Below are 23,450 nucleotides of genomic sequence, written 5' to 3'. Positions count from 1 at the left end.
GTCCTTTCGCTTGAGAGAAGATCAGAAGGTGAAGAACACGCCGAGGCCGCCGCTCAGCTGGTCGGGATTGCCGCCGACCGAGACCACCGGGCTGTCGGCGAAGTCGCCGAGCAGGCGGCGGTATCCGGCATTGGCCGCGATCCCCCAGTTGTCGCCGACGAGGTAGGTGGCGGTGAGTTGCGCACCGACATCCTTGAGCCCGCCTTCGGCATCGAAGGTGGCAAGCCCGCTGGCGAGGGCGCCGGCCGGGGTGACCGAGAAATAGGTCTCGGCATAATCGTCGCTGGCATAGCTCGCCCCCAGATCGAACATCAGCGTCAGGCGCTTGCCGACCGGTGCGGTGTAGGTGGCGCTGGCGGTGATGACGAAGCCGTCATGCACGTCGCTCACGTCCTGCACGCCCTGAACGCCGATCCGCAATGCGTCATTGCCCCCAAGATCGAAGTTCACCGCGCCGAACAGGCCGACTTCGTAGGCATCGTCGATCTCGCCGAGGCGGGCGACCGCTTGGTCCTTGATCTCGTCGTCACGGCCAAAGGTGAAGGAGGCGACGGGGCCGAACTCGAAAGTCTCGCTGTTGAGGATATTGGCGCGGATCGCGGGGCCCTCGACGGCGATGTAGCGCTCGTCCCAGAAGACCTTGCCGTCGACCAGCGGCAGAATGCGGTGGTCGTCGGCGCCCTCGTAATCGGGCAGCGCGGCGATGCCGAGGGTGGTGTAACCGGAGAACTCGTCGCTCTCGTCGGATGCGTCCTGGGCCAGCGCGATGCCGGGGGTGAGGAACAGGGTGCCCATGAGGATCGAGCGGATCAGATTGTAGTGCATTGTCGTTGTCCTTGGATGGCGCGACGGCGTGAGGAGAGGACCGGCGCGGGCCGTCGCGGCCGCGCGGGAGCGGGTGAAACTGTGGGTCGTGAAAAGGCGGGCGTCAGGCGCGGCGCAGCAGCAGCGTGCCGGTGGCGATCAGCCATACGGTGAGCGCGAGGAAGCCGGCGATGGTGCCGATCGCAAACAGGCTGCCATCCGCGCCGGCGGCGAGCATCAGTCCCTCGCCGGTGCCGAAGGTGAGCAGCGCCGCCGTGCCGAAGCCGAAGCCGGCGGTGGCACGGTGGCCCTCGCCCAGCTGGAGTGCGGCAAGCAGCCCGGCGAACAGCGCGGTCAGCAACTGGCCGAGATGCTCGCCCACCGCGACCCCGCCATAGGCGTTGATGAGGGTGAAGGTGTGGACCGCGGCCGAGGCTGCGGCGGGATCGTCGCCGGTGGCAGCGCGGGCAAGGTCGGGCATGACGAACACCCAGCGCACCAGACCGATTGCCTGGGTGATCCCCGCCAAGACACCGGCCAGTGCCGCGCCAATGGCGAGCGCGGGCCGCGCGGCGAGGCGAGAGGGGGTGATCGCCAGCGCGCTCGCCAGCGGCACCAGCGCGAGGGCTGCAAGCGCGAAGGCATACCACGTCAGCAACAGCGTGGTGCCGTCCGCGGCAAAGCGCGTGAGCACCTCGGTGGCGGGTTGGCGCAGGATCGCGGGGTAATCGAAGATCGTCGCGAGCACCGCGTAAGGGATGTTGAACGATACCGCGAGGACGATGGTGGCGATACCCAGCCAGGGGCGCCCTAACGTCTGGGGCCCGCTCATGACGCGCGCGCCATGCGAGCGAGGCGGCGGTCGGCGCCGGTCAGCCATGCGGCCCAGCGCAGCAGTGCGAGTGCCGCGCGCTGGATCGGGCGGGGGATGCCCGGCATCACCAGATTGCCGCTGTGGAGCAGTTCGCCCAGCACCCGCGGATCGCGCGGCATGCCGGCCGCATCGGTCTCGCCCGCGGCAGCGAGCGCATACATGCCGCGCAGGAAGGTCTCCAGCCCCTCGCCCGGGTCGGCGGTGGTGACGAAGGTCACCGGCGCATCGCCCGGGTTGCGGAAGCCGTGCTGCATGCCGGGGGTGATGGCAATGCTCTCGCCGGGGCCGAGCAGGCGGGTTTCGCCATCGGCCAGCGCCACTTCGAGCACGCCTGCCTCGACCGAGAAAGTCTCGGTCATGGCGTCGTGCACATGGAGCGGCGCGCCCGCGCCATGCGGCGGCAGGGTGCAGCGGAAGCGCAGCATGTCGCCCTCGTCCGAGAGCGGCGAGGCGAGGAAGGCGATATGATCGCCGGTCACGGGATTATGGATTTCGCGGGTCAGGGTCATGGCAGTTTCTCCGGCTGGAGACTCGATGTCTCCATGTGGTGACACGGCAAGTATCACCGGTCAGTGACATGCGCAAGGGAATTTGTCACCGGTCGGTGATAAATTTGGGAAGGAGCCGGTAAGCCTCTGCGAGGACGCGATGAAATTTTGCACCGGCGCGGCGCGCAAGCGATGCAAGGCGCACCCGGCCGACAGTGGTGCGGCGCACGAGGTGGCAATGCGCCCCTCTGCGAGCGCGGGACAAGCTTCAGACATCTGGACAGGCTCCTCGGGATGCGAAGCCCAAGGTCTGGCAGCCACATTGCGGGCTGGCGCGCCGATCACGAAAAATTCCCGCCGCTTTCGGAATCGGTCAGGATCTTCCGGAATCGGCGGACAATGCGCCTGTCTGCGCAGCCGGTGTTGGGGTAAGCCGAAGCCACGCAGGGCAATTGTCACCGGTCGGTGATATTTCTCTGGCCCTCGACGACGCCGGAGTGCTACACAGCCGCCATGCCCAATTCCAAGCCCTCTGCAAAGAGCCCCGCCAAGCCTGCTGCCGAAGCCGAAGATCGCACCCGTGACCGCTCGCGCACCGAAGAAGGCATTCTCAATGCCGCACGCTCGGTGCTGGTCGAGAAGGGCTTTGGCGGCTGGGGCGTCAACGGTATCGCCCGCGCAGCCGGGTGCGATAAGCAATTGATCTATCGCTATTATGGCGGGCTCGACGGGCTTGCCGAAGCGCTCGGCACCCAGATCGCGCGCGAGACCGAGGCAGCGCTCGCCGCCCTGCCTGCGCCCGAGGTGGACAGCTACGGCGCGCTGGTCGCCGCGCTGATCGACGCGCAGCTCCACGTGCTGCGCAGCCATCCGGTGATGCAGCGGATCATTGCCTGGGAACTGTCCGAGGCCAACGCTCTCACCCGCGCGTTCGCCGACGCCCGCAGCCGCGCGCTGATGGCCTGGTTCGCGCAGGTCAAAGGCGATTTCACCGCGCCGCCGGGGGTGGACGCGCCCGCGATCAACGCGGTGATGATCGCGGCGGTGCAGCAAATGGTGCTGTCGAGCGGCACCATCGGCGGCTTTGCCGGAATGCCGCTGGCCGAGCCTGCGGACTGGGAACGTCTGCGCAGCGCCATCCGCCGTCTGATCCTTGCCGCCTATGACGGCTCCGGCACACCGACGGCGGGCTGACTTGCATGCTGGACGGTTTCCAGACCTTCGACCTCTTGCTGCGCGGGGTTGCGGTGGGCTCGCAGGCGGCGCTCGGCATCACGCTGGCGCGCAGCGCGCCGCACGGCTCGCTCAAGCTGGCGACGCTGCTGTTCATTCTCGCCAACAGCGCCTTCACGCTGGCCGGCTCGGAGCCGGTGCAGCGAGGCCTCGGCGATTTTTTGTGGGCGCTGTGGCTGATCCAGATCGGCGGGACCGGCTACCTGTGGCTGTTCACGCTGACACTGTTCGAAGATCACCGCCTGCGCCTCGCCAGCTTCGCCCCGGCGATTGCGCTGGTGCTGATCGGGCTGATCGCACAGTTCGGTCCGGCCCCGCTCACGGCAGGCCTGTGGACCGCGCACAACCTCATCGGGCTGGTGCTGGCGGTGCATGCCATGGCGATCATCATCCGGTCGGGCCGCCATGATCTGGTCGAGGCGCGGCGCAATCTGCGGGTGCCCTTCCTGCTGCTGATCGCTGGCTATTCGCTGCTGCTGAGCATCGCCCAGATCGCGCAGACCATGGGCGTTTCAGCCGACTGGTTCGAGGCGGCCAATGCCGTGATCCAGGCCGTGCTCGGCCTTGGCGGGGTCGGGTTCCTGCTGACCGCGCGCGGCTCGCTGTTCGGCGCGGCGCTGCCGCCGGGCGCAGGGGCGCAAGCCGACCCCGCGCTCTCCGCAGAGGAGTTGCACTGGCGCGCCCGGCTCGACGCGGTGATGGACGAGGGCGCGCTGTGGCAGCGCGAGGGCCTCGCGATCGGCGATGTTGCCGAAGCGGTCGGCCTGCCCGAACACCGGCTGCGGCGCCTGATCAACGACCAGCTCGGCTATCGCAATTTCACCGCCTTCATCAACCACCGCCGGATCGCCGCCGCCCGCGCGATCCTCGAAGACCCGGCCCAGGCGCGCCGCACGGTTGCCAGCATCGCCTTCGATCTGGGCTTCGGCTCGCTCGGCCCCTTCAACCGGGCGTTCCGCGAGGCCACAGGGGTAAGCCCCAGTGAATATCGCAAGCACGCGCTCGTCGCCGCTGCGCCGATTTCGGAGATTCCTGCCTGAATTCGAAAGCGGCGAGGGTTTTCCGGCATCGGCGCGCCAACCCGCGCGGCGGCTGACACACCAAGGCTCCATTCAACACGGAGCCTGTCTCGATGTCTCAAGAATTCCTGCAATCGCTCGGGCCGCACTGGGTGCTGCTCACCTTGGGCGATGTCATCCGCTACGCGGTGTTTGCCACCGGCATGTGGTGGCTCTTGTGGGTCGCATTGAAGCGCCCGCTCGCCCGCCGCCAGATCCGCACCAACCGCCCCCCGGCCAGGCAATTGCGCCGCGAGTTCCTCTATTCGCTGCGCTCGATCATGGTGTTTGCCACCATCTCGCTGCTGCCCAGCATCGCCCATCACCTCGGCTGGTGGGAGGGCGACGACATCGCGGAAAGCTGGGGTACGGGCTGGTTCTGGGCGAGCCTGATCCTGATGATCCTCGCTCATGACGCCTATTTCTACTGGGCGCACCGTCTGGCGCATCGCAAGGGCCTGTTCGCCTGGGTGCATCGCCGCCACCACCTCAGCAAGAACCCCTCGCCCTTCACCGCCTACAGCTTCGACCTCGCCGAGGCGGCGCTGATGGGGGCCTTCGTGCCGCTGTGGGTGCTGATCGTGCCGACCGACTGGGTGGTGGTCGACCTGTTCGTGATGCACCAGATCGTGCGCAACACGCTGCTGCATTGCGGGATCGAGGCCAGCCCCGCGCGCCGCGATGGTCGTCCGCTGTTCGACTGGATGACCACCACCACGCACCATGATCTCCACCACGGCACGGTGGGCTGGAATTTCGGGCTCTATTTCACCTGGTGGGACCGCTGGATGGGCACCGAGCACCCCGAATACCACCGCCACTTCGCTGCGGCTGTGGGGCGGCCAGCGCTGCCCGCCACCCCGCCGGCATCCGTCGCCGTCTGAACCCTCTCTGCAATCTCACCGAAACGAAGGAATTATCCGATGAAGAAGCTGTGCCTTTACCCCCTCGCCGCGTTGCTCGGCACCGTTCCGCTCCAGCCGGCGCAGGCCTCGGGTCTGCTCGGCATGTGGACCGAGAACGGCGGCCCCGGGGCTGCCCGCATCGCGCCCTGCGGCGCGGCGGCCGACCAGCTGTGTGCAACCGGTTATGACCGCAATCCCGACGGCAGCGTCGGGCGCAAGCGCGCGGTGGTGCTGCGCGACCTCAAGCCCGACGGCAAGAACCGCTGGCGCGGCACCTATCTCGACGGCAGCCGCAAACTGCCCGCGACGGTGACACTCGTCGCGAAGGGAAAAGTCAGCATGCGCGTTTGTCTGCTGATCTTGTGTCAAACGGTCAGCTACACCCGTATAGGTGACTGAGTGCAAGGGAGTGCGCGGGTGAGGATCGGGTTCAACTGTCTTGCGATGATTCTGTTTGCGGCGCTCGGCGGCTGCGGCGGCGGGGACAGCGCGTCGCCGCCTCCCGCTGCCGTGACCCCGTCGCCCGCGCCCTCGCCAACGCCGAGCCCGCCTCCCGTCGCCGCGCCCGATTTCAGCGCGGTGCGCAGCCGGGTCGACCAGTTCGCGGGCGGGGATGTGGCGGTGATGGTCGGCGACCGGACCGGCACCCTGCTGCGCTACGAGCGCGGCAGCATGACCACCACGCGGCCGGTGTTCATCGCCTCGGCCAGCAAGCTGCTGCTGGGGGCGACCGCCTGGCTGATGGTCGAGGACCGCAGGCTCGCCGCCAACGCACCGGTCAGCGGGCTGATCGATTTCTGGAGCCAGACGCCCGGCGATCCGCGCAGTGCGGTCACCTTCGAGCAATTGTTCGGCTTCACCTCGGGCTTCAACGGCACCGCCGAACAGGCGGGCTGCGTCGGCGATCCCGCCTTCACCTTGCGCGCCTGCGTCCAGCAGATCCACGCTGGCGGGCCCGACACGCCGCCCGACCAGTCGTTCAACTATGGCAACGAACACATGCAGATCGCCGCGCTGGCGATGACCCGGCTGGAGGGGCAGAGCATCGATGCGATCATGCGCGCGCGGCTGCTCGGCCCGCTCGGCGTGAGTGCGGAGACCCGTTACACCCAGGGGGCGGGCGACAACCCGTCCTATTCGGGCGGGATGCGTTCGACCGGAGAGGATTATGCCCGGGTGCTGACCGCGATCCTGCGCGGCGACATCTTTGCCGACCGCGCCGGGTTTCTCGCGGACCGCGTGGCCGCCCGCCCGGTCGCGACCGTGCCGCCCGCGATCAGCGGGAGCAACCTGAATTGGCATTATGGCTTCGGGTTCTGGAAGGAGTGCGACGGCCCCGCCTATGTCGCCGCCTGCGAGGCTGCCCCGGTGATCTCCTCGGCAGGCGCCTTCGGCTTCACCCCGTGGATCGATTTCGGGCGGGGCTACTGGGCGATCGTCATCACCGAAGAGCGGCTAGATCAGGGGTTCGACCCGGCGCAGCGCTCGATCGCTCTCGAGCAGGATTTGCAACCGCTGATTGCTGCGGCGCTCGGCAGGCCCTGATTACGGCTGACGGAGTGTTAACCGCTGCCGCGCTACGCTCTGCGGCCTGTTGCCGAGGAGCGTCTTCATGAGTTTTCGGTCGCCTGTCGTCCCGAAAGCCGAAACCCTGTGCGCGCCGGTGCCGCCCGCCGCGCCAAGTCTGCCGCAGGACGACAGCCCGGCACAGAAGGCCGCGCGCGCCGCGCAATTGGCAGCGAGCCAAGAGGTTTACGTCTGGGACGACACCGTGCCGACCCTCCCCGGCGTGCCGCTGGCGAAGTCCGTGCCGCTCGACAACCTGCCGACGCTGCAGTGGTGGGGGCTGCTGATCGGCGTCAGCCTCAAGATCGTGCGCAATGCACTGGCGGTGAAGCTGGGCGGTGTCGACCGCGGCGAACTCGATTCCCCGCGCGCGAAGTTCGAGGCCCTGCAGGCGGAGTGCGACGCGATCGAGGCCTCCACTGCAGCACTGGTCGCCCCGGCGGCCGCGCCTGTCCCGGCGCATGAGAGCTTTCTCGGCCATCTCGTCCACGATCTCGAGGCGGCGGTGGCGCGGGCCGAATACGATACCCGCATCGCCACCCTCAAGGCGCACAAGGCGCGGCTCGAGGAGCTGATGAAGGTCGATGACGCACACGACCTCGGCAGCAGCGTGCCCGCCAGCCTCGATGCCTACCGCGCGCTGTTCGACACGCTGCCGCTGCCGGGAATCGCATGGAATTTCGAGGACGACGGCGAGTTCGCGGCGCTGCGGGTGCAGGGGCCCAACGCGATGCTGATCGCGGCCGTGTGCGCCGCTCTGCCTGCGAACTTCCCGCTCACTCCAGCGCAATATGCCGCCGTGGTGAACGGCGACACGCTCGCCGATGCGCTGGCCGAGGGACGGCTGTTCATGATCGACTATGCCGTGCTCGCGACGCTACAGGATGGCAGCTGGGGCGGGCTCGCCAAATATGCCTGGCAGCCGCTGGCGCTGTTCGCCGTACCGCCGGGGGGCGCGAGCCTCGTGCCCGTCGCCATCCAGTGCGGGCAGGATCCCGAGGAATGGCCGATCTTCACGCCCTCGGTGGCCCAAGCCGATCTGTGGGGCTGGGAGATGGCCAAGCTGGTGGTGCAAGTCGCCGACGGCAATTATCACGAGCTCGTCGCCCACCTCGGACGCACGCATCTGGTGATCGAGGGCGTGGCCATGGCCACCCACCGCCACCTTGCGACCGTCCATCCGGTGTGGGCGCTGCTTGTGCCGCATTTCGAGGGCACGCTGTTCATCAACGAGGCCGCCGCGACCTCGCTGATCGCGCCCGATGGCCCGATCGACCATATCTTTGCGGGCACGATCCGCTCGACGCAGGAGCTCGCGGTCGCCGCGCGGCTCGATTTCGATTTCACCGCCAAGATGCTCCCCCACGATCTCGCCGCGCGCGGGGTCGGGCCGGGCTCGGCCCTGGCGGATTTTCCCTATCGCGACGACGGGCTGCTAGTGTGGGAGGCGATCCACGGCTGGGTGCGCGGCTATATCGGGCTCTATTACGCCAGCGATGCCGATGTGCTGGCCGATACCGAGCTGGCCGCCTGGGCGGATTGCGTTTCGGGCGAGGCGAAGGTCAAGGGCTTCGGGCCGATCGGCAGCGTCGCGGCGCTGGTCGATGCCTGCACCATGATCATTTTCACCGCTAGCGCACAGCACGCGGCGGTTAACTTCCCGCAGAAGGACATCATGGCCTTCGCCCCCGCTGTCACCGGTGCAGGCTGGCAGAGCGCTCCTGCCGCCCAAGGCGGACCGACCAAGCCCGATTGGCTGGCGATGATGCCGCCGATGGCGCTGGCGCTGGAGCAGTTGAACGTGCTCGAGCTGCTCGGCTCGCTGCACTACCGTCCGCTCGGCGACTATCGCAGCACCAACTGGCCCTATGCGCCGTGGTTCGCCGATCCGCGGGTTACCGCGCTCGAAGGCCCGCTGCCGCAGTTCCAGGCGAGCCTCGCCAGCATCGACGCACGCATCGCCGCGCGCAACGCGGAGCGCCTGCGCCCTTACCCCTACCTCCAGCCGAGCCTGATTCCGACCAGCATCAACATCTGAGCCGGGGCGCCGCTCAGGAGAGCGTGACCTTCTCCTTCGAGAACTCCAGCTTGGTCGTCAGCAGCGCGCGGAAGCAGTTGTAGCCGCCGGTGCCGGGGAAGAAGGCGTGGAAGAACAGCTGGGGCTGCCCGTCGAGCCCCGGCGCGACCGAGGCGTGGCCCGGGGCCCACCAGGTCTTGACCGATTTCAGCAGCGGCCCATCCTGCTTGACATAGGGCCCGAGCGGATGGTCGGCGACCGCGACGCCGATGCCATATGCGGGCGTGCCGAAATCGTTGCCCGCATAGAACATCCAGTAGCGCCCTTCCTGCAGCGTCACCCACGGACCTTCGATGAGGTGGCCCTCCCACTCCTGATCATTGGTCAGCACGATCGTGTCGGTGCCGATCAGGTTGCCGTCTTCATCGAGGCGCTGCGCATGGATCGGCGTGCTCATCGCATCGACGATGAAGGCGGCCTCCTCGACCTCGCAGAGCACCCCCTTCACCTGCTCCCAGTTGTCGAGCACCGCCTCGATCATCGGCTGCATCAGGAAGAAGCGCTCCATTGGGCGGCGGCCATTGGCCCAGGGCTGCACCGCGGCGGCAAAGCGCGCGGTGCGGCGGTCGGCCTCCTCGCTGAAAAGGCGATCGACGAGATCGGGGCGGCGGCGCAGCAGCCCGGCCAGCGGGCGCGGCCAGACGCCGTTGGTGTCGCGCTTCCAGAACAGGTAGCGTTCGCCGTTCGCGTCGATGAAGATGTGGCTGTCGATCACCCCGCCGCTCAGCATCGGCTGGGTCGGATCGTCGGGGAAATTGGTGGTGTTGATCGCGAAGCCCGCCACCAGCGGATGGCCGAGATCGGTCCACGGCCCTGTCGGGTGCGGCGCCTTGGCAAGCCCGATGGCAAGCGCGTTGGAGCGCTGGCGGGCGGTGTAGACGAGCCAGTATTCGTCCCCGCACTTGGCCATCTCGGGCGCCCAGTAATCGCCGATAGAGCGGCCATGCGCGGTCCATTCGGGCGCCTCGCCTTCGGGGAAGACGAAGCCCTGGTGGCTCCAGCTTTCGAGATCGTGCGAGTGCAGGATCGGGAAGGCGTCGGGCGCATCGTTGGAGGTGGCGACCAGCCAGTAGCCCTCCTCGGTCTTGAGCACGGCCGGATCGCCGTAGCCCGCGGTGGTGCGGGGGCTCAAATTGTCGAGAATCAGCGGGCGCCAGTCGGGCTCGGGGCCGTCGATCGGCACGGGCTTGTGCCCGGCCGGCGAACGCGTGCCGAAATCGCGGGCGAGCTCGCTGAAGAACACCGCGTAGTGATTATGCTGGCCGGTGGGGATGCGATAGCTGTGGGTCTTGTCCCCCAGCGTCACGGTAAAGCGCGTGGCGATGCCCTCGGCCTGCGGCTCGACCTCGAAGGCGGGCAGCAGCCGGTCGGCGGCGGTGGTATCGTGCATCGGCATTCCCTCGTGAAACGGCTCTCGCCAAGCGCTGACTCGGCTGCTAAATCTTATTTGTAAGATAAATTACGAGGTGACAATGGCAAGTGCTTTCGCCGGATCCGCCTATGAAGCGGGGGAAATCATGGGCGGGCTCTATGGCGAGGGGATCATCGCCCACCCGGGCGCCTTTCCGGCCGCGCTGGCCGACACGCTCCACGCCGAGATCATGGCGCTGTTCGCCGAGGCGCGCACCGTGCCGGGCGGTGCGCTGGCGCGCGGGCCCGAGCGCTGGTATGTCGAGACCCAGCCCGAGCGGCTCAGCGCCTTTCCCGCGATCGTCTCCCACCCGTGGTTCGTGGCGGTGTGCGAGGCGGTGCTGGGCCGCGATTACCGGATCATCGAGGTCGGCTTCGACATCCCCTTCCCTAGCGCGGCCGACCAGCCCTGGCATCGCGATTTCGCCGTGCCGGAGGCGACCACGGCAGGCCGGCGGCTGAATTCGCTCGCCTTCAACATGACCACCATCGACACGCGGCCCGAACACGGCCCCTTCGAGATCGCGCCCGGGACCCAGTGGGACGTTTTCGATGGTTGTCCCAAGGGCATGTTCCCCCCGGCCGACCTGTGGCCCCGCTACGCGGCGCGGGCGGTGAAGAAGCTGCCCAGGCGCGGCGACATCTCCGCGCGCTCGGCACTGACGGTGCATCGCGGCACCGCCAACCGCTCTGCCGAGCCGCGACCGGTGCTGGTGATCGGGGTCGATGCGCCCGATGCCACCAACGGCGCGCATCACGATCTTCAGGCGACCGCAGCCTACATCGACAGCCTGCCGCCGGTGGTGCGCGATCATCTGCCCGCGCGCGTCGTCGACGCGCTCACGCCGGTGGTGCAGAACCATGTTATCGATGGCCTGCTGACCCCCGCCTATTGATCCTTGCCCGAGCGTTGACCTGCCACTGCTTTTGCCTCAGTGTATGATAAATACTATAAAAGAGGATTGCCCTTGTCCGGTCTGGAACTGATCGACGTTTCCAAGTCCTATGGCGCAACGCCGGTGCTGGAGCGCGTGTCGCTGAGCGTGCTACCGCGCGAATTCATCGCCTTCCTCGGCCCCTCGGGCAGCGGCAAGTCGACCTTGCTGCGGATCATCGCCGGGCTGGAGACGGCCGATTCGGGCGAGGTGTGGCTCGATGGCGAGCGGATCGACACCCGCTCCCCCGGCGCGCGCGGGATCGCGATGGTGTTCCAGCACTATGCGCTCTACCCCCACATGACCGTCCGCGAGAACATGGCCTTCGGACTGCGCAATGCAGGTGTGGCGCGCGACGAGATCACCCGGCGGATCGCGCAGGCAGCGGATATTCTCGAGATCGCCGAGCAGCTCGACAAGAAGCCGGGGCAGATGTCGGGCGGGCAGCGCCAACGGGTCGCGATCGGGCGGGCGATCATCAAGCAGCCGCGCCTGTTCCTGCTCGACGAGCCGCTCTCCAACCTCGATGCCGCGCTGCGCGGCCGGACGCGCGTCGAGCTGGCGCAGCTGCGGACCCGCGTCGATGCCGCGCTGATCATGGTGACCCACGACCAGGCCGAGGCGATGACGCTCGCCGACCGGATCGTCATCCTCGATGATTGCTGCATCCAGCAGGTCGGCACCCCGGCCGAGGTCTATGCGCGGCCCGCCAATGCCTTTGTCGCCCGCTTCGTCGGCTCGCCGCCGATGGCGATGCTGCCTGCGACCATTGCCGGGGAGGAAGCCGGGCGGGTGTGCGTGCGGCTGGCCGAGGGGACGGTGCTCGCCACCGCCGTTCCGGCAGGCGAGCTGGTCGCGGGAACCGAGGTCGAGGTCGGGCTGCGGCCCGAACATGTGCGCCTCGCCGCGCCAGGCGAAGCCGGGCTGGCGGCGCAGGTCGAACTGGTCGAGCGGCTGGGCGACCGGACGTTCCTCTATGCCAAGCTCGAAGGCGGGGCGGAGATCATCGCGCTCGAACCGGGCTTCGGCACGGTGCGGCCGGGCGACGCGGTGACGCTCGCCATCGACGCGCCGTGCGCGCATGTCTTCACCGCGAGCGGCGCGGCCCACCACCCGGAACCCCGCGCGTGACCGCGGCCTTGCGGGATCGGCTGGCGGGATACGCCTTCGTCGGGCCGTTCCTCCTGGTCTATGCCGCCGTTCTGATCGTGCCGCTGGTGATGGGCATCGTCATCAGCCTCCACCGTGCCGACCTGTTCGGCCGGCGCGAGTGGATCGGGCTCGACAATTACGCGCAAGCGCTGGGCGATCCGGTGCTGCATCAGGCGTTCGGTAACACGGTGCTGCTGGCGGTGCTGATCGTGCCGCCGCTGACGGTCATCGCCCTGCTGCTGGCGCTGGCGCTCAACCGCCCGGGCAAGTTCGCGGCGGTGCTGCGCGGGGTGTTCTTCTCATCGCTGGTGTTGTCGGTCACCATCGTCACGCTGATCTGGCGCTTCATCCTCACCCCCGACGCAGGCCTGATCGCCGAAGGGCTGGAGGCGGCGGGCCGCGCGCCGATCCCCTTCCTCTCCGATCCCGACCTCGTGATCCCCGCGATCGCGGTCACCACCTTGTGGTGGTCGCTGGGCTTTCCGGTGATGCTGATCCTCGCCGGGCTCCAGCAGGTGCCGGGCGACATCTACGAGGCCGCGGCCCTCGACGGCGCGGGGCGCTGGACGGTGCTGCGGCGCATCACCCTGCCCGCGATCCGCCGCACGCTGCTGCTGGTCGTCATGCTCCAGACCGCGGCGCAATTGCAGCTGTTCGGGCAGGCGCAGCTGCTCACCGGCGGCGGGCCGGGCGGCGCATCGCGGACCATCGTGCTCTACATCTTCGAAGTCAGTTTCGGGCGCTGGGAGCTGGGCTACGCCACCGCCATCGCCGAGCTGTTGTTCGGCATGATCATCGCCCTGACGCTGCTGCAATACTGGCTCGTCACCCGCCATGAGGAGCCGCGCGCGTGAAAGGAGCACGTCTTCACCCGCTCGTTGTCATGGCGTTGCTGCTTGGTGCGGGGGTCATGCTCGCCCCGATGGTGTGGACGCTGCTGCTCTCGTTCAAGAGCAACGCGGCGCTGATGGCCGATAGCGGCGCGGCCTTCTCCGGCCCCTACACCCTCGAGAATTACGCGGCGATCCTCAAGGGTTCGCTGACGCTGCAATGGCTGGCGAACAGCCTGATCGTCGCGACCGGGGCGACGGTCGGCGTGCTGGTGCTGTCGAGCCTTGCCGGATACGGCTTCGCGCGGCTCGAATTTCCCTTCCGCCGCACGCTGTTCGTGATCGTGCTGCTGGGCCTCGCGGTGCCGGAGCAAGCGGTGATCCTGCCGCGCCACCAGCTGTTCGCGATGCTGGGCCTCCACAATTCCTACCCCGGCCTGATCCTGCCGAGCCTCACCGGCAGTTTCGGGGTGTTCTTCATGACCCAGTATTTCCGCGCGATCCCCAAGGAGCTTGATGAAGCCGCGTTGCTCGACGGGGCGAGCCGCTTCACGCTGTTCTGGAAGGTGCTGCTGCCGCTCACTTTCCCGGCGCAGGCGACGCTGGGCGTGTTCACCTTCCTGGCCGCATGGAACGATTACTGGTGGCCGCTGATTTCGGCGACCACCAGCGACCGCTTCACCCTCACCGTCGGCCTCGCCTCGGCGCAGATGAACTATGCGCAGACCAGCGGCCTCGGCTTCCTGATGGCGCAGGCGGTGTTCGCCTCGATCCCGATCCTCGTCGTCTACATCGCGTTCCAGAAGCAGATCGTGCGCGCCATGGCCGGGACGGCGGTGCGATGATCGGCAGAGCGCTCGCCTTCGGCTTCGCAGGCCTGCTGGCGGGCTGCGCGCCTGCCGACGACCGCCCGGAGATCGTCGTCCAGCGGTTCTTCGGCGAGTGCGGGGCGGCCTATGGCGAAAGCACCGATGTCGCCGCCGCCGATACGGAATGCGGGATCCTCACCACGCTCATCAACCGTTTCGAGGCCGAGAACCCGGACATCCGCGTCAAGGTCAATGTCGTGGCGTGGCCGGGCTACCCGCAGCTTGCCGCGCAGATCGCCGCCGGAGACCCGCCCGATCTGGTGACGATGCACCAGTCGGTGATCTCAGACTATGCAGGCGCCGGGCTGATCGAGCCGGTCGAGCCGCTGCTCGCCGCGGCACGGATCGATCCTGCCGCCTTCACCCCGGCGGCACGTGCAGGCGTGGAGAAGGAGGGCAGGCTCTACGCCATGCCGTGGGATACCATCGGGCGGCTGTGGCACATCAACACCGCGCTGATGGCCGAGGCGGGGTTGATGCGCGGCGGCAAGCCGGTGCTGCCGAACTCGCCGGAGGAGCTACTCGCCCATGCCCGCCAGTTCCGGGAGCGCACCAGCAAGCCCTACCTCATCCAGGCGCAGGTCAGCGCGCCCGATTTCCACGTGGCGCTGCTCTACACCTACCTGCTCGCGCAGGACGCGGTGATCTTCCCCGACGCGCGCCACATCCGCCTCGACACTCCGCAAGCGCGGGCGATCGTCACCGTCTTGCGGCAGCTCAACGCCGAAGGCCTCACCACGCTCAACCAGGATTTCCCCGCCGCCACCGCCGCCTTCATCCAGGGCGAGGGCGGGATCTTCCCGGTCGGGACGTGGATGCTCGGGCCCTATGATGCGGAGGCCGCACGCAGCAACTCGCCGCTCCACGGGAACTATGCCGTCGCCCCCTTCCCGCGACTGTGGGGCGAGGAAGCCTCCTTCGTTGACGGACATGCGTGGATCGTCCCCGCTGCCCGCCGCTCGCCCGCCGAGCGCGCGGCGATGGCGCGCTTCCTCGGTTTCCTTGCGAAGTACAATTACGACTGGTCGCGCACCGGCCAGCTTCCCGCCTTCGCGCAAGTGGTCGAGAGCCCCGCTTTCCGCGCTCTCCCCCACCGCGCCGACATTGCCGCGCTCGCCCGCACCGGGAAGCAGCTTCCGGGCTATGTGGAGCGCCAGAGCGCCGTGCAGGGCCTGATCGGCGAGGAGCTCGAGGCGGCGATCACCGGGGCAAAACCGGTCGATACGGCGCTGAAGGATGCCGAGCGGCGGGTGAACCGGCTCTATGCGCAGATGATGTGAGCGTCCCTCGTATCTGGAGGCTCTAGCCCTTGCCCTCGGCCGCCGCGATCAGCGCCATCACGTCCTCGATCAGCCCCTGCATCGCCGCGCGCGCGGCCTCGCTGTCGCGCGCCTCGATCGCGGTCAGCACCGCGCGGTGCTGCGGCAGGCTCGCGGTATGACCCTTGAGGCGGTTGGTGAAGCGGATCGAGGTTCTGAGCGCGGTTGCCACCACATCGCGGAACTGCGCGTAGAAAGGGTTCGCCGAGGCCTCGAGCACCGCGATGTGAAAGGCGATGTCGGCTTCGAGCGGATCATCGTCCCCCGCCTCGGCCGCGACCATCCGCTGATAGCCCGCTTCGATCGCCGCGAGGCCTCCGGCGTCGGCCGTTTCGGCCGCGAGCACCGCGGCCATCGGCTCGATCGCGATCCTCAGCTCGTTGAACTGGCGCAGCAGATCGAGCGAGAACTTGCGTTCGAGCATCCAGCGCAGGACGTCGGGATCGAACAGGTTCCAGGCCCGCGCCGGCTGCACGCTGGTGCCCTTGCGCGGGCGCGCGACCAGAAGCCCCTTGGCGGTCAGCATCTTGACCGCCTCGCGGGTCACCGAGCGGCTGACCGCATACTGCTTGGCAAGGTCGGCCTCGGTCGGGAAGGGGCTGGCGTCATAGGCCCCTACCACGATCGCCTTGCCGACGGATTCGAGCAGCGCATAGGTCAGGTTCCGGCCAGAGCCGATGGTTTCCATTTTGGTCATTTGCGAGAAGCCCCTTTCTCGTCTTTTGACAAGGTTCGCAGATAACGGACCGCCGTGCAATCCAGAGGCTTACGCATCGGCTGCAACTGTCAGCCGCCGTGCGATCAGCGCCGTGTCCGCAAGCAGGCGCATCGGCTCGCTATCGACTGCTATGCGCCCGGCCGTCACGAGTTCGGCAAAGCGCGCATAGATCGCCGGATATTCCGCAAAGGCCCCGAGCGGCTGCTCCTTGCCGTCCACCACCAGCCGCGCACCGCCGCCCTCGATTGCCAGAGTGCGGCCCGAGCGCGTGGTGAGGCGGATGCGCCATGCCTCCTCGCCCTGCTCGCGCCAGTCGAAACACGCGGTCCGATCGCGCCCTGCAAAGTGCAAACTTGCCGCGATCGGCGCCTGGCGACCGGCGGGGATGACCAGCTCGGCCTCCTCGACCTCGAGCCGCTCGGTTAGAATAGCGGTGACGATCGAGAGCGCGTTGACCCCGGTGTCGAACACGCCGAAGCCGTCGGGCTCCCAGATCCATTCCTGCCCGGGGTGCCACTTCCTCACGTCCTCGCGCCAGTCGATGGCGAGGCTCGCGAGCCGCTCGCCCGCCAGCAGCGCGGCGGCAGGGGCGACGGCGGGGGCATATTGCGAGTGCCAGGCGGCGAACAGGCAGGTCCCCGCAGCCCGCGCCATGGCGACAAGCGCTTCAAGCTCGCCGAGGGTCGTGGCGGGCGGCTTTTCGAGCAGCACCGCGAGTCCCCTGTCGATCGCCTGCGCGGCGATGGCGCGGCGCACGCGCGGCGGGGTGCAGATCGCCACCGCCTCGAGCCCGCGCGGCATCGCCGTGAGCAGCTCGGATAGGCTTGTGAACACCGGCACGCCCGCATCCGCCGCCCCGCTCGGGCTGACCACGGCGACGAGTTCGAAACCGGGATGCGCGGCGATGGCGGGAGCGTGTTCGGTGCGGGCGATCTTGCCGTAGCCGATGATCGCAATACGGATCGTCATGCGCCCTGCTCCGCTTCCTCCGCCAGCGCGGCGGTGAAGGCGCGGGCGCGCGTCGCAACCTCGGCCGCGCTCATGCCGGGGGCATAGAGCGCGCTGCCGAGTCCGAAGCCGTCCGCTCCCGCGGCGCGGTAGGCCGCCATGCTGGCAGGGATGATCCCGCCGACCGGGAGCAGCGGCACGTCGCGCGGCAGCACCGCCCGCAGCGCCTTGACCACGGCGGGGGACGCCATCTCGGCGGGGAACAGCTTGAGCGCATCGGCCCCCGCCTCGAGCGCGGCGAAGCATTCCGTGGGGGTAAGGCACCCGGGAGCAGCGGCCATCCCGGCAGCCTTGGCGGCGCGGATCACGAGCCGGTCGGTGTTTGGCGCGACGATCAGCGCGCCGCCGGCATCGGCCACGCGGGCAACATCGCCCGTGCCGAGCACCGTCCCCGCCCCGATCAATGCAGCCCCGCCCAGCCGCGCTGCCAGCCGGGCGATGCTGGTCAAGGGGTCGGGGGAATTGAGCGGCACCTCGATGATCGTGATCCCTTCCGCGACCAGCGCCTCGCCTATCGCGACGGCGTCCTCCGGCGGCAGGCCGCGCAGGATCGCGACCAGCGGGCGGGCGGCGAGGTGGCGGGCGAAGGTGTCGGTGGGGGCGGAATCGGGGGCGTCGGTCATGCGAATTCCCTCAGAAGCGCACTGCACCCTGCGCGGAAGGCGGCGTTGCCGTCCATCGCCGGAGGGCTCGCGGCCGGGTTGCCCTGCACCTGCGCGATGGCTGCGGCGTAGAGCTTGTTGAGATCTGGCCGCCCGATCAGATGCGGCACCTCGCCCCCGCTTGTCCGCAAGCCGGCGCGCACCTCGGCGCCGATCAGCAGCCCGCTGACATAGCCCGGCCCGTCGATCATCGGCGCAGCGAGCAGGTGCGCGGCGCGCACCGCGAAAAGGTGACCGAGCGGATCGCACTCGGCCGAAGCGACCACGCCCGCGGCAAAGCCCGCGCCGGCGCGCGCCTTGCCTTCCATCTGCGGGGCGAGGATCGAATGCTCGCCCAGCAGCGCGAAAAGCTCGCCCGTCATCCAGGTCGAAAAGCCCGCGATCCGCCCGCCGCACAGCCGCACCCACTTGGCATGCGTGCCGGGCAGGCACAGCGTGGCATTCTCGGGCACCAGCCCGCTGGCGAGCGCTCCGATGATCTGCACCTCCTCGCCGCGCATCACGTCGGGCGCATCGCGGCGCTCCTGCGCGACGCCGGGGATGATACCGGTTTGCGGGTCGATCCACATGATCGCCTCGGCGATGGCGCGCGCGTCGGCGGGACAGGCGACATAGGGCGTCTCGCGCCAGCCGCGGTTCGATCCGATCATGCCGCCAAGCAGCATCGGCAGGTCGCCGAGCGTCTCGCGCAGCATTGCGACCTGACCTGCGAAATCGCCCGGCGCCAGCGCCGTGATGCCACACGCATCCTCGCACTCCGCCTCGGCGACGCCATCGGGGCCGACGCGCCATGCGCGGCGGTTGGTGGTGCCCCAGTCCACCGCAATGAAAGGCCCCTTGCCGATCAAACTGCCGATCAACCGCTTGCTCCCTTGCCGCTTGCCTCGAATTATTTATCTTATAAATAAGACTCGATCAAATGCCAGCAGCGAAGTCATGCCCATGAAGATTACCCGTATCGAGACCTTCCTGGTGCCGCCGCGCTGGCTGTTCGTGCGAGTCGAGGTCGATGACGGCAGCGCCGGGTGGGGCGAGGCGAGCCTCGAGGGGCATGGCGAGGCGGTGGTGGGCGCTTTCGAGGCCCTGCGCGACCGGGTGATCGGCGCCGACCCGCGCGCGATCGAGGACATCTGGCAGATGGGCTACCGCGGCGGCTTCTACCGCGGCGGGCCGGTGCTGATGTCGGCCATCGCCGGGCTCGATCAGGCGTTGTGGGACTGGAAGGGGCGGCATTATGGCCTCCCCGCCCACGAGATGCTCGGCGGGCGGGTGCGTGATCGGGTGCGCGCCTATGCGTGGATCGGCGGCGACCGTCCCGACGACATTGCCGCCGCCGCCGCCGCGCGCCGAGCGCAGGGCTTCACCGCGGTCAAGATGAACGCCACCGCCGACATGGCAATGCTCGCCGCGCCCCGCTTCGGCGAGGTTATCGCGAGGGTTCAGGCGGCGCAGGCCGAGGGCATGGAGGTCGCGCTCGATTTCCACGGACGGCTGCACCGGCCGATGGCCAAGCAACTCGCCCGCGCCCTTGAGGCGCTGGGCTTGCTGTTCATCGAGGAGCCGGTGCTCGCCGAACACGCCGAGGCGCTGGGGCAGATCGCCGCGCTGACTTCGACGCCCATCGCGATGGGCGAGCGGCTCTATTCGCGCTGGGACTTCAAGCCGCTGCTGGAAGCCGGTGCGGTCGACGTGATCCAGCCCGATCTCAGCCACGCCGGGGGCCTGAGCGAATGCCGCCGCATCGCCGCCATGGCCGAGGCCTATGACGTCGCGGTCGCCCCGCATTGCCCCCTCGGGCCGCTGGCGCTGGGGGCCTGCCTGCAACTCGCCGCCTGCGCACCCAATGTGGTGCTTCAGGAGATGTCGCTCGGCATCCATTACAATGCGGGCCACGATCTGCTCGAATTCATGACCGACCCGGCGGTGCTGACCCCCGTGGATGGCCACCTTCTCATTCCGCCCGGCCCCGGCCTCGGCATCACCATCGACGAAGCCCGCGTCCGCGCCGCTGCCGCCACCCCCCATCGCTGGCGCAACCCCGTGTGGCGCCACGAGGACGGAACGCTTGCCGAGTGGTGAGAGGAACCGCGCTTGCCTATTAAAACATATTTATAATATATATAACGCCTGAACGGGTTCAGTCGACTAATCTGCGTGATGGAACCGTCGCCATCCGAGCGGCGAGAACATGAAAAAAGGGGAGATGGAAATGCGTGCGATCACTTTGATGCGGTGCTCGGCTTCGGCCGCCGCAATTGTTCTGCTGGCGGGCGCAGCCCATGCGCAGGAGACACCCCCGCCCGCCGAGGCCCCGGCTGAACCGGCGGACGAAATCATCGTCTCGGGCCTGCGCCAGTCGCTCGAATCGATCCGCAACATCCGCCGCAATTCCGACGAGATCATTGATGCCGTGGTTGCCGAGGACATCGCCAAGCTCCCCGACCTCAACACGGCGCAGATCGCCGCGCGCATCCCGGGGGTGCAGGTCTACCGGCAAGGGGGCGAGGCCTCCAATGTGCTGGTGCGCGGCCTTCCGAACTTCACCACCACCTATAACGGGCGCGAGATCTTCACTGCCGAGACGCGCATCGTCGCGCTGCAGGACTTTCCGGCCGCCAATGTCGCTGCGCTCGAAGTCTACAAGACCTCCGCTGCCGACCTGATCGAGCCGGGCCTCGCCGGGCTCGTCAATGTCCGCTCGCGCCAGCCGCTCGATTTCGCTGACGGGCAGATCGCAGGCTCGGTGTGGGGCCTCTACACCGTGCAGGCCGAGGAGATCACCCCCAACTTCAACTTCCTCGCTACCAAGCGCTGGGACGTGGGCGACGGGGGAGAGTTCGGGGTGCTGATCAACGCCTCGCGGGTCGAGATGACCTATCTCGACGCGGAAATCTCGAACACCGATTTCCTCCAGACCTTCCGCGATGACGGCGGCGCTGCGCTGATCCCCGATGCGGGCGCGGGCACGGCGGCGCGTTTCCCCGATATCCAGCGATTGTTCTACCGTTCGGGCAACCGCGTGCGCCCCTCGGTCAACGCTGCGATCCAGTACAAGCCCAACCCCGATCTCGAATTCTATCTCGAGGGCCTGTGGCAGGGCTTCCGCAACGAGATCGACGACCGCCTGCTCGCCGCCGAGCTGTTCAACGGGGCGCAGGTCGACAGCCTGCAATTCCGCGAGGGCACCAACATCGTCAGCGGCGGGACGGTGAACGGCCTGCCCGGCTCGCTGTTCTCCTTCCAGGGAGCGACCTACAACAAGACCGACACCTACCAGTTCGCAGGCGGGGTGAAGGCGACCTTCGACCGCCTCAACGTCAAGCTCGACATCGCCCGCACCGACAGCACCTTCACCGGATCGACCGAAAGCGTCGACCGCCGCTGGACCGCCGCGCCGGTGATCGAATTTGACACCGAGACCCCGGCCTTCGAGATCACCAACATCGACTTCTCGGACCCTTCGGCGCAATTCTTCGACGGGCTGTTCGAGGAGAACCAGCGCTCGGCGGGCGATGACTGGCAGCTGCGCGGCGATCTTGAGTATCTCGTCGATGGCACGGTGATCCGCAGCATTCAGGCAGGCGTGCGCTACACGGACCGCGATGCGGTGCGGGAATATGCCAACCGCTTCAGCCGTCCCGTGAACCGCCTCAACGCGACCGATCTGCCGCTCGAATACGACGTGTTCCAAGGCGTCGATGTCGGCGGAACCTTCACTTGGGCCGCGCCGACTTATGACAGCATCCGCGAGAATCTCGCGGAGCTGCGCCAGATCGCGGGCTTCCCGAACGGCGATCCTGTGGCGCGCAATCTGCTCTACACCGCGTCGGAGAAGAACCTTGCAGGCTATGGTCAGGTCAACCTCGGCACAGGCGATATCGAGGGCACGTTTGGCCTGCGTGTGACGCGGGTGAAGACCCGCGTCGCCGGCCCTGCGCCGACCGGCATTCCCGCGATCGACGAGGGCAGTTCGGACACCTCGTGGCTTCCCAATGCCAGCATCCGCGCGCGTGTAACTCCCGAGATCCAGCTGCGCGCGGCGGTCTCCAAGACGCGCACCCTGCCGACCTTCGGCGACTTGAACCCCGCACTGGTGCTCGGCGCGCCGCCGCCGGGCGGCGTGGGTACCGACAGCAACCCCTATCGCGGCTTCGGCGGCAACCCCTTCCTCAACCCCTTCACCTCGTGGAACTTCGACGTCGCGGCCGAATGGTACTTCGCGCCGGCCGGCTTCGTCTCGCTCACCGGCTTCCACCGTGCGGTCGACGGGTTCATCCAGCCCAACACCTTCCGCGTGAACGACCCGACCCTCGGCGTCGTCGAGATCACCGGGCCGGTCAACACCGGCAAGGGCCGGATCACGGGGGCGGAATTGCAGGCGCAGGTCTTCGCCGATTTCGAGAGCCTGCCCGATTTCGCGCGCGGCTTCGGGATGCAGGTCAACGTGACCTATATCGATGCCGAGACCCAGCAGCCCGATGGTGCGGGCGGGCTGACCTATCAGCCGATCACCGACCAGCTCAACGGCGTGTCGAAGTGGAACGCCAACATCGTCGGCATCTACGAACGCTACGGCCTGACCGGCCGCCTCGCCTATAACGACCGCTCGCGCTTCCGGGCGACGCAGCAGTTCCGGGGCGACGACGTTTACGTCGAGCGCGCCCGGCCCGCAGGCCGTCTCGACCTGTCGCTGTCCTACGACATCAACGAGCGTTTCGCGGTGTTCGGCGACTGGACCAACATCACCCGCGAGCAGTTCCGGCAGGACTTCACCTCGGCTCGCAATGGCGCGCCGCCGGCCGAGTTCATCCGCTACCTGCGCGATGACGAGAGCACAGTGTCGCTCGGCTTCAGGTTCCGGTTCGGCCGCTAGGGCTTTTGCGAGGGGCGCAGGCTGGTGCCGATCACCGGCCTGCCCTCCGCATCCCAGCCGAGCGGGGCGATATACATGGCGCGGCCCTTCTTCGCGTTCTGGCAGCCGCCGCGCGCGATATGGGCGTGGAACATGATGTATTGCCGGCCGCCCGCCTCGAACACCGCCTGGTGCCCGGGACCGCTGAGGCACCCCGCCTTGCGGTCGGTGTAGCTGTAGAGGATCGGATTCTCGGGCGCATCGGTGCACGGCCCCATCGGCCCTGCGCAGGTCGCATAGCCCATGGCGTAGGGCGAGAGGCGCTGGTGCGGCTCCCACCCGAAGTGGTTGGCGGAATAGAACAGCACATAACCCTCCCCGCGCCGCACCATCGTCGGGCTTTCGATCACATGCGCTTCCCACGGCTGGTCGTTGTCGAGGAGCGTGACCGCCTCGCCCGTCAGCCCCATGCCGTCCGGCGCCATCGGCTGGACATAGATATTGGTGGGCTTGCCGACCGCATTCGCATCGGCCTTGTAGTAGAGATAGAGCCTGCCGTCGGCGTCGCGGAAGGGGCTGGCGTCGATCGTCCCGCCCAGATCGCGCTGGCAGATCAGCGGCTCCGGCGCCTCGGAGGTGAAGGGGCCGAGCGGATCGGTGCTGGCCGCAACCCCGGTGCATTGGCGGCCG

Annotated in this window: 22 protein-coding genes; 13 read left to right on the top strand and 9 right to left on the bottom strand. The window is 68.2% G+C overall.

The window, feature by feature from the left end:
* Nucleotides 1-21: 21 nt before the first annotated feature.
* From NBV68_RS06095 to NBV68_RS06085, 3 genes are all read right to left on the bottom strand, one after another.
* On the bottom strand, nt 22-825 hold the full coding sequence (locus tag NBV68_RS06095; RefSeq protein WP_296308060.1) for a MipA/OmpV family protein: 804 nt from the start codon (nt 823-825) through the stop codon (nt 22-24).
* A 103-nt stretch (nt 826-928) separates the two neighbouring features.
* Nucleotides 929-1,636: a DUF4386 family protein gene (locus tag NBV68_RS06090; protein ID WP_296308058.1), complete on the bottom strand. Its 708-nt coding sequence runs from the start codon at nt 1,634-1,636 to the stop codon at nt 929-931.
* Nucleotides 1,633-2,187 carry a cupin domain-containing protein gene (locus NBV68_RS06085; RefSeq protein WP_296308057.1) on the bottom strand — a complete coding sequence of 185 codons (555 nt, stop codon included), beginning with the start codon at nt 2,185-2,187 and terminating at the stop codon, nt 1,633-1,635. The genes NBV68_RS06090 and NBV68_RS06085 overlap by 4 nt, the downstream gene beginning before the upstream one ends.
* A 492-nt stretch (nt 2,188-2,679) precedes the next feature.
* On the opposite strand from NBV68_RS06085, the gene NBV68_RS06080 reads away from it, so the two are divergent.
* From NBV68_RS06080 to NBV68_RS06055, 6 genes are all read left to right on the top strand, one after another.
* Nucleotides 2,680-3,360 carry a TetR/AcrR family transcriptional regulator gene (locus NBV68_RS06080; protein ID WP_296308056.1) on the top strand — a complete coding sequence of 227 codons (681 nt, stop codon included), beginning with the start codon at nt 2,680-2,682 and terminating at the stop codon, nt 3,358-3,360.
* Between the two features lie 5 nt (nt 3,361-3,365).
* Nucleotides 3,366-4,439, top strand: coding sequence for a helix-turn-helix transcriptional regulator (locus tag NBV68_RS06075; protein ID WP_296308055.1), 1,074 nt, complete (start codon nt 3,366-3,368; stop codon nt 4,437-4,439).
* A 92-nt stretch (nt 4,440-4,531) separates the two neighbouring features.
* A complete protein-coding gene (locus NBV68_RS06070; RefSeq protein ID WP_296308053.1) occupies nt 4,532-5,341 on the top strand; it encodes a sterol desaturase family protein in 810 nt (269 codons plus the stop codon).
* A 39-nt stretch (nt 5,342-5,380) separates the two neighbouring features.
* Entirely contained in the window at nt 5,381-5,761 is a 381-nt protein-coding gene (locus tag NBV68_RS06065) for a hypothetical protein (protein ID WP_296308051.1), read from the top strand.
* Nucleotides 5,762-5,779: 18 nt separating this feature from the next.
* On the top strand, nt 5,780-6,907 hold the full coding sequence (locus tag NBV68_RS06060) for a serine hydrolase domain-containing protein (protein WP_296308050.1): 1,128 nt from the start codon (nt 5,780-5,782) through the stop codon (nt 6,905-6,907).
* Between the two features lie 67 nt (nt 6,908-6,974).
* Entirely contained in the window at nt 6,975-8,966 is a 1,992-nt protein-coding gene (locus tag NBV68_RS06055; RefSeq protein ID WP_296308049.1) for a lipoxygenase family protein, read from the top strand.
* 13 nt (nt 8,967-8,979) lie between these two features.
* On the opposite strand, the gene NBV68_RS06050 is transcribed toward NBV68_RS06055, so the two are convergent.
* Nucleotides 8,980-10,395 (bottom strand): family 43 glycosylhydrolase, encoded by a 1,416-nt coding sequence (locus NBV68_RS06050; protein ID WP_296308047.1) that lies wholly within the window; start codon nt 10,393-10,395, stop codon nt 8,980-8,982.
* Between the two features lie 82 nt (nt 10,396-10,477).
* Here NBV68_RS06050 and NBV68_RS06045 point away from each other — a divergent pair, with 82 nt between their 5' ends.
* The 5 genes from NBV68_RS06045 (at nt 10,478) to NBV68_RS06025 (ending at nt 15,481) form a co-directional block, all read left to right on the top strand.
* Complete coding sequence (locus NBV68_RS06045; protein WP_296308046.1) at nt 10,478-11,311, top strand: phytanoyl-CoA dioxygenase family protein; 834 nt, start codon at nt 10,478-10,480, stop codon at nt 11,309-11,311.
* Between the two features lie 72 nt (nt 11,312-11,383).
* Nucleotides 11,384-12,481: an ABC transporter ATP-binding protein gene (locus NBV68_RS06040; RefSeq protein WP_296308045.1), complete on the top strand. Its 1,098-nt coding sequence runs from the start codon at nt 11,384-11,386 to the stop codon at nt 12,479-12,481.
* A complete protein-coding gene (locus NBV68_RS06035) occupies nt 12,478-13,356 on the top strand; it encodes a sugar ABC transporter permease (protein WP_296308043.1) in 879 nt (292 codons plus the stop codon). Before NBV68_RS06040 ends, NBV68_RS06035 begins: the two co-directional genes overlap by 4 nt.
* On the top strand, nt 13,353-14,177 hold the full coding sequence (locus NBV68_RS06030) for a carbohydrate ABC transporter permease (protein WP_296308042.1): 825 nt from the start codon (nt 13,353-13,355) through the stop codon (nt 14,175-14,177). Before NBV68_RS06035 ends, NBV68_RS06030 begins: the two co-directional genes overlap by 4 nt.
* Nucleotides 14,174-15,481, top strand: coding sequence for an extracellular solute-binding protein (locus NBV68_RS06025; RefSeq protein ID WP_296308041.1), 1,308 nt, complete (start codon nt 14,174-14,176; stop codon nt 15,479-15,481). The genes NBV68_RS06030 and NBV68_RS06025 overlap by 4 nt, the downstream gene beginning before the upstream one ends.
* A gap of 22 nt (nt 15,482-15,503) precedes the next feature.
* On the opposite strand, the gene NBV68_RS06020 is transcribed toward NBV68_RS06025, so the two are convergent.
* The 4 genes from NBV68_RS06020 to NBV68_RS06005 form a co-directional block, all read right to left on the bottom strand.
* Nucleotides 15,504-16,217: a FadR/GntR family transcriptional regulator gene (locus NBV68_RS06020; protein WP_296308040.1), complete on the bottom strand. Its 714-nt coding sequence runs from the start codon at nt 16,215-16,217 to the stop codon at nt 15,504-15,506.
* A 69-nt stretch (nt 16,218-16,286) separates the two neighbouring features.
* On the bottom strand, nt 16,287-17,207 hold the full coding sequence (locus NBV68_RS06015) for a Gfo/Idh/MocA family oxidoreductase (RefSeq protein WP_296308039.1): 921 nt from the start codon (nt 17,205-17,207) through the stop codon (nt 16,287-16,289).
* The gene (locus NBV68_RS06010; protein ID WP_296308038.1) at nt 17,204-17,869 is read right to left on the bottom strand and encodes a 2-dehydro-3-deoxy-6-phosphogalactonate aldolase; all 666 of its coding nucleotides are present in this window, start codon (nt 17,867-17,869) and stop codon (nt 17,204-17,206) included. The genes NBV68_RS06015 and NBV68_RS06010 overlap by 4 nt, the downstream gene beginning before the upstream one ends.
* Nucleotides 17,866-18,768 carry a 2-dehydro-3-deoxygalactonokinase gene (locus NBV68_RS06005; RefSeq protein ID WP_296308036.1) on the bottom strand — a complete coding sequence of 301 codons (903 nt, stop codon included), beginning with the start codon at nt 18,766-18,768 and terminating at the stop codon, nt 17,866-17,868. Before NBV68_RS06005 ends, NBV68_RS06010 begins: the two co-directional genes overlap by 4 nt.
* 82 nt (nt 18,769-18,850) lie before the next feature.
* Between NBV68_RS06005 and dgoD the strand changes: the two genes are divergently transcribed.
* Complete coding sequence (gene dgoD / locus NBV68_RS06000) at nt 18,851-19,987, top strand: galactonate dehydratase (RefSeq protein WP_296308035.1); 1,137 nt, start codon at nt 18,851-18,853, stop codon at nt 19,985-19,987.
* 130 nt (nt 19,988-20,117) lie between these two features.
* A complete protein-coding gene (locus NBV68_RS05995; protein WP_296308034.1) occupies nt 20,118-22,781 on the top strand; it encodes a TonB-dependent receptor in 2,664 nt (887 codons plus the stop codon).
* Here NBV68_RS05995 and NBV68_RS05990 read toward each other — a convergent pair.
* On the bottom strand, nt 22,778-23,450 hold a 673-nt coding region (locus NBV68_RS05990; protein ID WP_296308033.1), incomplete at its 5' end, for a glycoside hydrolase family 43 protein. The two genes, NBV68_RS05995 and NBV68_RS05990, sit on opposite strands and share 4 nt — an antisense overlap.

The organism is Erythrobacter sp., from assembly GCF_023653175.1.
GTDB lineage: Bacteria > Pseudomonadota > Alphaproteobacteria > Sphingomonadales > Sphingomonadaceae > Erythrobacter.
This window is presented reverse-complemented; position numbering and strand designations above follow the sequence as displayed.